This is a genomic window from Mesorhizobium sp. EU05-FHT14A09 (assembly GCF_058790995.1).
On sequence record NZ_JBYTDF010000003.1, the window covers coordinates 533247 to 546334 of the forward strand.

Sequence of the window (13088 nt, forward strand, 5' to 3'; positions counted from 1 at the left end):
TCCTGCGCTGTCCTGTCCAGAGGATCAAGCAACTGTCCCGCAGACGCTATGAGTTCGCACGAGAAAGCTTTGGCTGACGCGCTCGGCAGGATGGTGTTGATGCACCGCGCCATGCTGGAAGATACTGAAATCGAACATTCGACCTATAGGGCGACGACGCTGATGGAAATGAGCGAGGCTCCAATGCAGGCCTTGGCGGCACTCCAGGCCGTCGGCTATTGATCCGCTCAGCTCAATAGCGAATGATCTCTTTCCGGCATGCTTCCGTGAAATCATACAGGATATCGAAGCGTTGAATTTTACCTCCATCGAGTTTCGATGGATCCACCTTGGGCGCTGAGTATCTGTTGATGACGAGTTCGAGCACGCCATCGGCGCTGGCGATGACCTCGCGCCCGGAAAAAAGCTTCATCTTGTTCTTTATCGAGTACAGTTTGACGAGCTTTCCGACGTCGTTGAGGCTGTTCTCCATGGCGTCACTATACGCCTTCGAGACTTCGTCAATGAACTCGCCGAAGATCCGCTCGCGGCGGGACATCTCGTTGGCTCTTCGCTGTATGCGGTTCTGGTAGCTTTGGTTGAGCCATGTTGTTGCCAGCGATGCAAAGGCACCGATGCTGGACCCGGCCAGGGCAGCCAATGCTGACAAGTAGGCGCTGTCCATCGTCTATCCTCCTGCCGGCACAACCGTTCGAGCTTGGTCGCGGCCGAAGCGGTTTTGGTACCAGCAGGCATTCTTGGTCGATGCCCCCAAATGGTAATTGTCCGCGCGGATCCCGCGCCGAAGGCGCGTCGCCTGTCCTGACGGCACGAGACGGCGCGCCGGCACCTGGACGATGCCGGCAGGCTTGTCGTTTCGGTGCTGCCTTGGCGGCGGCCCTGTTTTCAGCTGAACACGTGCGCTTTCCCAACGACGCTGATGCGCACGATGTCGCCCACGGATGGTGCATCGGCCCCAGGCTTTCTCAGGACAAGCGGCGTCGAGCCGATGGCTGCTGCCTCGGGTGGGTCAGGGCTGTTGAGCAGCTTTATCGCGACAGCGCAGGCCGCGCCGCCGAATTCGGATTCCGTTACCTCACCGAACAGCACGCCCGGCTTGGCTGCGGCAAGTTCGGCGCGCGTGGCGGCGGCGAGCTGAACCTGCTCCGGCCTCAGCATGATGCGGGCAACCTCGCGCCGCTCCTTGCCGTCAACGGCGATGCGGCCCAGCGTGGATTCGGCATAGCCATTGGCGATCTTCGCCGACAGCACGATGGCGTCGCCGAGGAATTCGGCGATCATGCGGTCCTTGGGTCGCAGATAAAGGTCGCGCGGTGTGCCGATCTGCGAGAACCGGCCTTCGCGCATGACGGCAACCTGGTCGGCAAAGGACAGCGCTTCGGCCTGGTCGTGCGTCACCAGGATGGTGGTGATGCCGGCGCTTTCCAGCATCTCCGCCACCGCCTTGCGCATCGAGGCGCGCAGGCCGGTGTCCAGCGCGGAAAAGGGCTCGTCGAGCAGCATCAGGCGAGGCTTCATCGCCATGGCGCGAGCCAGCGCCACGCGCTGCTGCTGGCCGCCGGAAAGCTGGTGCGGCCGGCGCGCGAGAACGCTTTTGTCCAGTCCGACGATGTAGGCCAGCTCGGCGATACGCTCATCGCGCCGCGTTTCCTTGCGGTCCAGACCGAAGCCGATGTTGCCGGAGATGGTCAAATGCGGAAACAGCGCGCCGTCCTGCGCCACCAGGCCGATCCCGCGCAGATGCGCGGGCACGCTGGTGCCGCCATTGGCAAGCAGCTTGCCGTCAAGCGTGATGTGACCACCGTCGGGCGCTTCGAAACCGGCGATGAGGCGCAGCAGCGTGGTCTTGCCGCAACCCGAGGGGCCAACGATGGCGGTGCGACTGCCGGCTGTGACAGCAAGGTCGATGCCGGCAACGGCGGCAACCGGGCCGTAATTCTTCGACAGCGAGGCGATTTCCAGGAAACTCATTGGCCGGCCATTCGCTTCGACTGCACATAGAGCAGCCAGGTGAGGGGCAGAGACATCAGCACCATGATCGCTGCATAGGGAGCGGCCGCGGCATAGTCGATCTCGCCACTGTAATTCCAAAAGGCCATCGCCAGTGTGCGTGTGCCGTTGGGGGCCAGCATCTGGGTCGCGGTCAGCTCGTTCATGATGCCGAGCGCAACCAGCGCCATGCCCGCCGCGGCACCCGGTGCCGACAGGCGGATGGTCGTTGCCCAGAGCGCTTTCAGCGGTGAACGGCCGAGACTGCCGGCGGCGCGTTCCAGCTCGACCGGCGCCTGCGCGATCGAGGCGCGCAGCGAGACCAGCGCGCGCGGCAGGAACATCAGCACATAGGCAAACAGGATGGTGGCGAGTGTCTGGTAAAGCGGCTGCACGACGCGCACCGCGATGGTGACGAGCGCCAGCGCAACCACAACGCCGGGCAGTGCTCCGACCACATAGTTGCAGCCCTCCAGAATGCGCTGCAGGCGCCCAGGCGCGCGGATCGACAGCCAGGCCATCGGGGTCGCTGCGATGGTGGCCAGGATGCCCCCGGCGATGGCGAGGAAGAGGGTCTGGCCAAGCGCCAGGCCGATCTCATCCAGGCGCCAGACGTCGCTGCCGCCAGCAATCAGCCAGCGGCCGATGGTCAGGAAAGGTACGCCGATCGCCAGCAGCGTGACGACGACCGGCAAGGCGAGACAAGGCAAGGTGGCGCGGCCGAGGGGCGTGCGCGGCTTCAGGCGAGCGGCACCGGAACCGACGCGGGCATAGCGCTCTTCGCCCCGCACCAGCACTTCGAGTGTCAGCAGCACCAGGCAGCAAGCGACCAGGACGCCGGCCAGCATGTTGGCGGCGGGACCGTTGAAGGTCGATTGGAACTGGTCGACGATCGCGGTGGTGAAGGTGTCGAAACGCACAAAGACATAGAGGCCGTATTCGGCAAGCAGGTGCAAGCCGACCAGCAGAGCGCCGCCGCAGAGGGCGAGGCGCAGTTGCGGCAGCACCACCCGGAAGAAAACGCGCCAGGGGCTTAAGCCCAGCGATGCGGCTGCGTCTTCCAGAGCGGGATCGAGTCGACGGAAGGCAGCCGAAACCGGCAGGTAGAGGAAGGGGAAATAGGCAATCACCGAAACCCAGACTCCGGCGAAAAGGCCGTCGAGATCCGGCCAGAAGGTGATCCAGGCATAGGAATGCACGAAGGCCGGCACTGCCAGAGGCGCCACTGCAAGCCAGGACCACAGACGTGCGCCGGGCAGGTCGCTGCGTTCGGTCAACCAGGCCAGTGCCACCGAGAGCACCGCGCAGATCGGCACGGCCAGCACGACAAGAAGGACGGTGTTGACGAGCAGTTCGCCGACGCGTGGCCGAAACACCAGTTGCGCGACGGTCGTCCAGCCGGTCTGGATGGCGATGAAGATGACGAAGGCGAGCGGCAACAATGCCAGGATGGAAATCAGGATCGCGGTCAGCGTGATCAACGGAAAGGAGCGGGCAGGGCGGCGCCGACCGGGCATGCGAGCCGCTGCGTCGCTCTGCACGATTTCGCCCGACGCCATCAAGTCACCCGTTCTGTCCCGCCGTTCGGCAGGTCTGGATGAGAGAAAGGGTGAAGGGCGGCTTGGCCATCAGGGGAGTTGGTCTCTGAAACGAAATGCTCCCGCGGGGACCGCGGGAGCGTGTTCATGCGGTCCTTATTAGGATGAATGCCGGCTAAAGCAAGCCGGCTGCCGTCATCAAATCGGTCACCTTCTTCGAGTTGAGCTTCTGCGGATCGATCTTGGGCGCCTGCAGGTCGGCCAGGGGCACGAGCTTGGCGTTGGATTCCGCGCCGTTGCCGATAGCATATTCGAAGGAAGTTCCGGTCTTGAGGATCTCCTGGCCACCCTTGCCGGCGAGCCACTTCACGAAGGCCTGGGCGTCCTTGGCGTGTTTGGATGATGCGAGCACGCCGGCTCCCGAAACCGAGACGAACGCGCCCGGATCCTGGTTCTTGAAATAGTACTGCACAACGTTCTTGCTGTTTTCGCCGGTCTTATTCTGATCGCCGAAATAGTAGTAGTGATAGATCACGCCGCCATCGACCTGGCCGGCGTTGACCGCCTTCAGCACCGTGCTGTTGCCCTTGAACGGCTTGAAGTTCTCCTTCATGGCCTTGAGCCAGGTTGCGGTCGCCTCCTCGCCCTTGAGTTCGAGCAGGGCCGAAACGATCGCCTGGAAATCAGCGCCGGATGGCGACGCACCCCAGCGGCCTTTCCAGCCTGCGTCCGCAAGATCGAGCAGCGACTTCGGCAGCTGATCTTCCTTCAGCTTGTCCTTGTTGTAGACGAAGACGGTGCTGCGCGCGGCGATACCGACCCACTTGCCGTCGGACGGGCGATACTGTTCCGGCACCAGTGCCAGCGTGTCGGCGTCGATCGGTGCAAACAGGCCGGCAGTATCGACGAGCGCCATGGCCGGCGAGTTTTCGGTCAGGAAGACGTCGGCCGGCGAGGCTGCGCCTTCCGCCACGATCTGGTTGGAGAACTCGCTGTCGCCGCCGTTGCGCAGCGTCACCTTGATGCCGGTCTCCTTGGTGAAGGCTTCCGCCCATTCCTTGGCCAGGCTTTCATGCTGGGCGTTATAGACGACAATGCCGTCGCCATCCGCAGCCATGGCCGGCAGAACGGCAACGCCTATCGATAGTGCAGCAGCACCCGCCAGCATTGAAAGAATGGACTTCATCAAGGTCTCCCTGGTTGCCTGATCCGATGTCGGAAACAGCTATCGATACATGATCGGCCTAGTCAACATTTTGTCAAATGAAACGGCTGCGGCATGTCGCCCGGCGCCTCCCGGTGTCGGAAATCGTATCGGCTAGCTCCATCATCCTGACACTTGCTGCCACGGTTCCTAAGTATTCCGCTCCCCCACGGACGGCGACAGCATCGGATTTTGGGTAGCAGAACTGCCGGTCGCCGTGGGCCGTGCCTGCCCGCCAACCCTGTCCCGCCTGCTGCTGCTCGGATCGCCAGACATTATCGTCGAACGCGAGAAAGAGACAGCCGGAAATTTCGCGCGAAGCGAATTTCACTTGAATTACAAAGAGATACTGATGGCGCGGTGATGCGTAAACCTGGCTTGGCGAAGGCTCTCGGAGGGCTTTTCCTTCCTTAGGGCGCGCTTTCGGTCAGGCAAGGCTCCAATGTGAAACGATCGTTTGTCGTGACTGCCCGTCCGCCATCGCCGTCGCTTTGGCAGGTGCCGAAAAATTCTTTTCGGTTCGCAGTAAAACGCCAGCTGATTTTCGCGAAAACCAGGATCTGATCGAGCGGAAACGACCTTGAAGTGTCGATCTTCCGTATTTTTACCACTGTCTAATAAGAGCGATTCATGTAGAAAGCGCGCTCCGCCGATCACGGTAAATTGAAGATCGCCGCGCGCATTCCCATATCGAACACGCGCCGACCGGAAACGCGGCGGGGGTTCACGTTTTACCGGATGGACGACGATGCCGAAGATGAGGTTTCACAAAGTCGCAGCCATTGTGGTGCTTGTTGGCTTTGCGGCGTGGATGGGGACTGGACACTTTTCGTCTGTGGGCAGCGCCGCTGCAGAGCAGCCCAAAGCCGAGGTCAAGCCTGAACAGGCGGAGCAGAAAGCTTCGCTGCGTATCGTCAAGGTTGTGACGCCGCCGCGCAGCGAGCATGCGCGGGCAATTCGCATTTCCGGCGTAACCGAAGCCGACAAGCGCGCCGTGCTTGCCACGCGTGTGGCCGGCATCATCAGCGAATTGCCGGTCAAGCAGGGCGATCATGTCAAGATCGGCGACATCGTGCTGATGCTCGACGCCGAAGAAAAGATCTCCGCGGTTGAGAACGCCCGCCAGTTGAAAGGTCAGCGTCAGGCCGAGCTCGATGCGGCCGAACGCCTCGCCAAGACCGGTAATCTTGCCAAGCTCCAGCTCGACAGTGCGCGTTCGGCGCTGGCGCTGGCGACATCGCAGCTCTCCGCCGCCGAGTCCGAACTCACCCGCAAGGAAGTGAAGGCGCCGTTCGATGGCGTCATCGACCGTGTCCCGGTCGAACTCGGCAGTGCTGTGCCATTGGGCGGTGAAGTGGCGACCATCCTCAGCCTCGATCCGGTGATCGCGCGCGGCGAGGTCAGCGAACGAGACCTCGGCTATCTGAAAATCGGTGACAAGGCCAATGTGCGGTTGGTCAGCGGCCAGGTTGCCGAAGGCACGGTACGCTATATCAGCCGTGATGCTTCGGCAGCGACGCGCACCTTCCGTGTCGAGATCGCCATTCCAAATGCCGATGGCGGCATCCCCGCCGGCATGACGGCCGAAATCACGCTGTCGGCCAAACCGACCGATGCGGTAATGCTGCCGCGCTCGGTGGTGACACTGGGCAAGAAGGGCGACCTGGGCATTCGAGCCGTCGACAAAGATAACAAGGTCATGTTCTTCCCGATCGATCTCGTCGATGACATGCCGGGCGGTCTCGTGCTTGGCGGTATTCCAGCGGATGCGCGCATCATCGTCGCCGGTCAGGAATTGGTGACGGAAGGCGATGTCGTGCAGCCGGTCGCGGCTGATCCGCAGGAAATCAAGAAGCTGGTTGGCGACAACGCCATCGGCGGAACGCTCTAGCTCTTTGTTTTTACGCAGTTCCGGACGGAAAACCGTCACACACTTTTTCCTGGAATTGCTCTAGCCGTCTTATCGAATCCAAATTCGGAATCTGCCCCATGGATATCGTCAAGCTTGCCATCCAGAATGCGCGGCTGACCATTTCGGTGCTGCTGTTTCTGCTGCTTGCAGGCGCCATCGCATATATGTCGGTGCCCAAGGAAGCCGAGCCCGACGTGCCGATCCCGATGATGTACGTCTCCCTGGTCTATCAGGGAATTTCGCCCGAGGATTCGGAGCGGTTGCTGCTCAGGCCGGTCGAGACCAAACTCAAAAGCCTGAAGGGGCTGAAGGAGATGCGCTCGGCCGCCTATCAGGGCGGTGGCTATGTGCTGGTCGAATTCGACCCGTCGACCAATCTCGCGCAGGCGCTGCAGGACACCCGCTCCAAGGTGCAGGATGCCAAGGCGGACCTGCCGCAGGCCGCCGAAGAGCCGACCGTCAACGAAGTCAACATTTCCGAGTTTCCGGTGCTTGTCGTCACCCTGTCCGGCAATGTGCCGGAGCGAGTGCTGGCCAAGGCCGCGCGCGAATTGCGTGACCGCATCGAGGAAGTCCCCGGCGTGCTGGAAGGCACGCTGCAAGGCTCCCGCGACGACCTCGTCGAAGTGGTCGTCGATCCGGTCAAGCTCTCTTCCTACGGACTACAGCTCGATCAGCTGATGCAGGGCGTCGGCCAGTCGAACAGTCTGGTTGCCGCCGGCAACATCGAAGGGTCGGAAGGCAAATATGCCGTCAAGGTGCCGTCGCTGATCGAAACGCCGGAAGATGTCGCCAACCTGCCGGTGGTCGCGCGCCCGAATGCGGTGGTGCAGGCCAAGGACGTCGCTTCCATCCGCTCGACCTTCAAGGATGCCGAGACCATCACGCGCCTCGACGGCAAGCCGGCGATCGCCATCGAAGTGAAGAAACGCATCGGCGCCAACATCGTCGAGACGATCGAGGGCGCCAAGAGGGTCGCCAACGAGTTCGTCAAGATCGCGCCGGCTGGCATGGAAGTCACCTATACGCAGGACAAGTCGGTTTTCGTGAAGCAGTTGCTGAACGATCTGCAGAACCATGTGCTGATTGCCGTCATCCTTGTCTTCATCGTCATCCTCTACGCACTCTCCGGTCGCGCCTCGTTGCTCATCGGCCTGGCGATTCCGTCATCCTTCCTGATCGGCATCCTGCTGCTGGCTCTGATGGGCTACACGATCAACATGATCGTGCTGTTCAGCCTGATCCTCGCGGTCGGTATGCTGGTGGACGATGCCATCATCGTCACCGAATTCGCCGAAAGGCGCATGACGGAAGGCATGCCGAAGGAAGAGGCCTTCGCGCTGGCCGCCAAGCGCATGGCCGGTCCGGTCATCGCCGCCACCATGACGCGCATCGCCGCCTTCTCGCCGCTGTTGTTCTGGCCAGGTATCATCGGCGACTTCATGAAGTACCTGCCGATCGCGCTGATCGTCACGCTGGCTGCGTCGATGCTCTATGCCCTGGTGTTCACGCCGACGCTTGGCGCGATCTTCGCCAAGGCGGAGGTCCACAGCGAGGAGGAGCGCAAGGACGGCGCCTACATGGCGGTCGTGCGTAGGGCCGTGCAGTTTCCGAAGACTGTTCTGCTGCTGACCGTACTGTTGCTGGTCGGCATTCAGGTCGGCTATTCCAAATATGGTGCCGGCGTCGAGTTCTTCCCGAATGTCGAACCGGATTACGGCCTGCTTTACGTGCATGCGCGCGGCAATCTCTCGCTCGCCGAGATGGACGCTGCAACGCGTACAGCCGAGCAAAAACTGCTTGGCTGGCCGGGCATCAAGTCGGTCTATACCCGCGTTGGCAAGACACGCGGTGGTGGTGCTGACGTTCCCGAGGATGTCGTCGGCGTCATCCAGTATGAATTCGTCGACTGGCGCGAGCGCAAGGCCGCCAACCAGATCCTCGACGACCTGCGCAAGGCAACCGCCGGCATTCCAGGTGTCGATGTTGAAGTGCGCGTGCCCGAGGCTGGCCCGCCAACCGGCAAGCCGATCCAGGTGCGTATTTCGGCTGTTGACCCGGCCGGTATCGACAAGGTGGCACGCGACGTCGCCGCGCACATCGCCAAGGTACCCAATGTCATCGATGTTACAGACGGCCTGCCGCCGCCTGGCATCGACTGGGCACTTGAGGTCGACCGCAGCAAGGCAGCGCAGTACGGCGTCAATCCAACCTCTGTCGGTACCGTCGTGCAGCTTGTTACCAACGGGCTGAAACTCAGCGAATACCGCCCTGCGGGCGCCGACAAGGCCGTCGACATCCGTCTGCGTCTGCCGGAAGACCGCCGTACGCTGTCGACGCTGGACGAATTGCGTGTTCAGACCAGCCAGGGTTCAGTGCCGATCGCCAACTTCGTCATCCGCAAGCCGGAACCAAGCGTTGGCACCCTGAACCGCATCGATGGCGCGCGCACCGTCGTGGTGCAGGCAAACGCCGCGGCGGGAGCGCAGGTCGCGGCCGTGCAGGCCGAAGTGACCAAGGTCATCGCCGACATGGGCCTGCCCGACAACTTCCGCTGGAAGCTGGCTGGTTCCAACGAAGACAGCGCGGAAGCGAGCGCCTTCCTGTCGAAAGCGTTCGGCGCCGCGATCTTCCTGATCTTCCTGGTGTTGCTGGCACAGTTCAACAAGTTCACGTCGGTCTGGCTGGTGCTGTCCTGCGTGGTCATGGCGACGATCGGCGTGTTCCTGGGGCTGATGCTGACCGGGCAACCCTTCGGCATCGTCATGTCCGGCATCGGCGTCATCGCGCTGGCAGGCGTGGTGGTGAACAACAACATCGTGCTGATCGACACCTACGACCGGCTGCGCGATGAGGGCTGGGACAAGACCGAAGCCGTGCTGCAGACCTGCCGTGAACGCGCCCGTCCGGTGGTGCTGACGGCGGTGTCGGCGATCCTCGGCGTTCTGCCGATCGCCTTCGGCCTGGGCCTCGAGATCTTCCACCACGAGACGACGATCAATGCGCCGTCGACGCAATGGTGGATCTCGCTGTCGTCGGCGATCGTGTTCGGCCTGTCCTTCGCAACGCTGCTGACGCTGGTGGTGACGCCGGCCATGCTGATGGTGTTCACCCGCGCCAAGCGTAAGCCGGGACAGCGCAGCTGGCTTGCGCGGCTGTTCCGCCGGGGCAAGGTGGTTTCGGTTGAGTATGAGTTGGGTTCAGGGGAGACCGACGCGTTGCCCAAGGCCGCCGAATAGCTCTCGGCTAGAATGAAGAAAGGCCGCCGGCGAAACCCGGCGGCCTTTTCTTTGCGCTTCGAGGGAACGGCGTCAGGCAGCTTCCTTCTCTGCCGCAAGGCTGGCGACCGGAATGCCGAGATCGGTCAGTGCCTCGGCAACAGCGCGGTCGAGCAGCGTGTGCGGGATTGGCCCGATGACATCTTCCAGGCGTTCGGACACCAGCCGGTGCGGTTCGAAGCGCAGGTATGACATCTGCAACATCGCCTTCCACATCGGCACGAAGGGTGCGCCGATCTTGAACACCCACCAGGGCAGCAAGGACGTCGTGAGCTTGCGACCCACGGCCTTTTCCATGGCAGCCTTCATCTGCAGGTCGGTGATGGCGTGGCCCGGGAAATGGAAGGCCTCATAGTAACCCAACTGATCCTGCTGGTCCGCCAGAGCGACAAAGGCAGCGGCGAGATCGGGCAGATAAGCCCATTCATGGACAATGTCGGTCGGACCGGCGGCGGTGTAGATGCCTTTTTCGATCTTCGAGGCCATGCCGAGGTCGAACCATGAGCCGGTGCCGGTGCCGCCGAAGAAATCGCCCGCTCGCAGCAGGATGGTGCGCAGGCGACCGGCTTCCGCTTCCGTGCACAACATGGTTTCCAGCGCCACCCGAATGCGCCCCTTTTCAGTCGTCGGGTTGAACGGCGTGTCCTCGGTGATGACTTCCGGCAGCGGCGAGCCGTAATTGTAGATGGTGCCGGGGAAGAGCAGGACAGCGCCGTTGGCTTCGCAGGCGGCGACCACATTCTCGGCCATTGGCAGGACACTGCTCCAGTCGGAATAGACCGGGCTCAGGCCGTGGAAGACCATATCGACGCCTGCGGTGGCGCGCACCAGTGCCTCGCGGTCGAGAGCGTTGGCGGCGATGCCGGTCGCACCGGCGAGATCGGCCGGCAGTTTGCCGCTGCGGGTGATGCCGCGAACGTGGTAGCCGGCCTGGATGAATGCCTTGCCGACAGCGCGGCCGAGCCGTCCGTTGGCGCCGAGGATTGCGATGCTGGTCATGTCAGGTCTCCTTGTCGGTGTTGCGATGTCCCTATTTTGTCCTTTCATCGACGAATGGAAATTGACTGTTTTCAGCTTTCTGATATTCATTTTTGAATGAAAGACATCGACTGGAACCTGATCAAGAGTTTCGTGGCGGTTGCCGAAACCGGCAGTCTTTCGGCCGCCGCCAGAAAGCTCTCTTCAAGCCAGCCCACGCTTGGGCGTCACATCTCAGAGCTGGAGCAGGCGCTTGATGTCACGCTGTTTCGGCGTGGCCGGCAGGGCCATGAACTGACCGAGGCGGGCGCGCTTCTGTATGAGCGCGGCCAGGCGGTTGCCGCGGAGGCCACGGCCTTTTCGCTGCTGGCCCTTGGGTCCGTCGAGGCCATCGAAGGAACGGTGCGGATCGCGGCCAGCGAGATGGTGGCGGCTTTCGTGTTGCCGGAAATGCTCGCCGCGCTTGGCCAGGAAGAACCTGGCATCGAAATCGAGGTGGCGGCTTCCAACCAGGTCGAGAACCTGCTGCGTCGCGACGCCGATATTGCCATCAGGATGGTGCGGCCGGCGCAAAACGAGCTGGTCGCGCGCAAGGTCACAGACATTGCGTTGTGCGCCTGTGCCTCAACCGCTTATCTCGAACGGCGTGGCCGGCCCGAATCCGTGGCGGACATCGTCAACCATGACATTGTCGGTTTCGATCGCGACGACGGCATCGTCCGGGGCTTTGCTGCCGCAGGCATCCAGTTGGACCGCAGCGCCTTCCGATTTCGGTGCGACAACCAGATCGTGCACTGGCAAGCGGTGCGCGCCGGCAATGGCATTGGTTTCACGCAACGTCCCCTGGTCGATCGCGACCCGGATGTGGAACCGCTGCTGCCCGATCTCGGACTGCCGTCACTGCCGGTCTGGCTTGCCATGCACCGCGACATTCGCGGGTCGCTGCGCATCCGTCGCGTCGTGGATTTCCTGCATGAGGCGCTGAAGCGCTATTCGGCCGGCTGAGGGACGAAATCGGCGGCGTGGGCGAGGTTGGACATCAGGAAAACCACCGCAAGGAAGCCGGACAGCACCACGAAGACGGCGGTAAAGCCGACATGCTCGGCAACAAAGCCGATCAGTGATGGCGCCAGCAGGATGCCGGAATAGCCCATGGTGGTAACCACGCTCATGCCCGTGCCGGATGCCATGCCGGGTTGGTTACCGCCGGCGGAGAAGGCGATCGGCACCATGTTGGCGATGCCCAGGCCGGCAAAAGCGAAGGCAGCGATGGCCAGCCATGGCCAGGGCGACAGCGCTGCCACCAAGATGCCTGAGGCGGCAATAAGCGAGCAGACACGGAGAGTCGTCACCGCGCCGAACCGATTGCGCACGCCGTCGCCGGCAAAGCGCATGGTGGCCATGGCGCCCGAGAACAACGCATAGGCAAGACCCGCGGTGGCGAGATCGGCGCCGAGTTCCTGATTCAGATAAAGTGCGGCCCAATCCAGCACCGCGCCTTCCGGCACCATGGTGATTAGCGCCATCAGGCCGATCAGATAGATGCCGGGGCTCTTTGGAAAACTGAATTTGTGGTGTTCCTCATGCGCCAGCTTCTTGGGATCACTGACCAGATAGCGGGTAGCCACGGCAAGCAGCACGATGGCAATGATGGTGACGCCGACCGCATGTGTCAGGTGGCCATAATTCTGGATGACGAGGCCGCCGACGCCACCGCCGGCGAAGCCGCCGAGGCTCCAGAAACCGTGCGAGGAAGACATGACCGCGCGCGAAAGACGCCGTTCGACCGAGACCGCATTCGCGTTCATGGCCACATCCATGCCGCCGATCAATCCACCGAACAGGAACAGCGCGACAGCCGCCAATGGCAGGCTGGGCGCCAGCGCGACCAGCAGCAGGCCGAACACGGCAACGCTTGCAAAGCCGCGGACGGCGGCACGCGAGCCATGTTTCGACATCAGGTAGCCGGACAGCGGCATGAACACCAATGCGCCGAGGCCGAACAACAGGATGAGGACACCGAGCGTGAACTTGCTGATGTCGAGCCGGGTCAGGAAAACCGGGATTTGCGGCGCCCAGCTGCCGGTCAGGAAGCCGTTGATGAAGAACATCGCCGCCACAGCCCAGCGTCCTCGCACGGCGTCTTGCAGGGAGGAAACTGCGGTCATGGCAACGGCTCAAGCAAAATT

Annotated in this window: 10 protein-coding genes; 4 read left to right on the forward strand and 6 right to left on the reverse strand. The window is 62.4% G+C overall.

The window, feature by feature from the left end:
- The first annotated feature begins 69 nt into the window (after positions 1–69).
- Positions 70–222 carry a hypothetical protein gene (locus AC3WTO_RS14200; RefSeq protein ID WP_492461357.1) on the forward strand — a complete coding sequence of 51 codons (153 nt, stop codon included), beginning with the start codon at positions 70–72 and terminating at the stop codon, positions 220–222.
- 10 nt (positions 223–232) lie between these two features.
- Here AC3WTO_RS14200 and AC3WTO_RS14205 read toward each other — a convergent pair whose 3' ends face one another.
- The 4 genes from AC3WTO_RS14205 to AC3WTO_RS14220 all read right to left on the reverse strand — a co-directional run bounded on the left by AC3WTO_RS14205 (position 233) and on the right by AC3WTO_RS14220 (position 4713).
- Positions 233–664: a hypothetical protein gene (locus tag AC3WTO_RS14205; RefSeq protein ID WP_492461358.1), complete on the reverse strand. Its 432-nt coding sequence runs from the start codon at positions 662–664 to the stop codon at positions 233–235.
- A gap of 221 nt (positions 665–885) precedes the next feature.
- Entirely contained in the window at positions 886–1971 is a 1086-nt protein-coding gene (locus tag AC3WTO_RS14210) for an ABC transporter ATP-binding protein (RefSeq protein WP_492461359.1), read from the reverse strand.
- A complete protein-coding gene (locus AC3WTO_RS14215; RefSeq protein WP_492461360.1) occupies positions 1968–3548 on the reverse strand; it encodes an ABC transporter permease in 1581 nt (526 codons plus the stop codon). Before AC3WTO_RS14215 ends, AC3WTO_RS14210 begins: the two co-directional genes overlap by 4 nt.
- A gap of 154 nt (positions 3549–3702) precedes the next feature.
- The gene (locus tag AC3WTO_RS14220; protein ID WP_492461361.1) at positions 3703–4713 is read right to left on the reverse strand and encodes an iron ABC transporter substrate-binding protein; all 1011 of its coding nucleotides are present in this window, start codon (positions 4711–4713) and stop codon (positions 3703–3705) included.
- A gap of 766 nt (positions 4714–5479) precedes the next feature.
- Here AC3WTO_RS14220 and AC3WTO_RS14225 point away from each other — a divergent pair.
- Both AC3WTO_RS14225 and AC3WTO_RS14230 read left to right on the forward strand, forming a co-directional pair.
- The gene (locus AC3WTO_RS14225) at positions 5480–6622 is read left to right on the forward strand and encodes an efflux RND transporter periplasmic adaptor subunit (RefSeq protein ID WP_492461362.1); all 1143 of its coding nucleotides are present in this window, start codon (positions 5480–5482) and stop codon (positions 6620–6622) included.
- A gap of 98 nt (positions 6623–6720) precedes the next feature.
- On the forward strand, positions 6721–9882 hold the full coding sequence (locus AC3WTO_RS14230) for an efflux RND transporter permease subunit (RefSeq protein ID WP_492461363.1): 3162 nt from the start codon (positions 6721–6723) through the stop codon (positions 9880–9882).
- Positions 9883–9954: 72 nt separating this feature from the next.
- Here AC3WTO_RS14230 and AC3WTO_RS14235 read toward each other — a convergent pair whose 3' ends face one another.
- Positions 9955–10920, reverse strand: a complete 966-nt coding sequence (locus tag AC3WTO_RS14235; protein ID WP_492461364.1) for an NAD-dependent epimerase/dehydratase family protein — start codon at positions 10918–10920, stop codon at positions 9955–9957.
- A 96-nt stretch (positions 10921–11016) separates the two neighbouring features.
- On the opposite strand from AC3WTO_RS14235, the gene AC3WTO_RS14240 reads away from it, so the two are divergent.
- Positions 11017–11904, forward strand: a complete 888-nt coding sequence (locus AC3WTO_RS14240) for a LysR family transcriptional regulator (RefSeq protein ID WP_492461365.1) — start codon at positions 11017–11019, stop codon at positions 11902–11904.
- Here AC3WTO_RS14240 and AC3WTO_RS14245 read toward each other — a convergent pair.
- Positions 11889–13067 (reverse strand): MFS transporter, encoded by a 1179-nt coding sequence (locus AC3WTO_RS14245; protein WP_492461366.1) that lies wholly within the window; start codon positions 13065–13067, stop codon positions 11889–11891. The genes AC3WTO_RS14240 and AC3WTO_RS14245 overlap by 16 nt on opposite strands.
- Positions 13068–13088: the final 21 nt, after the last annotated feature.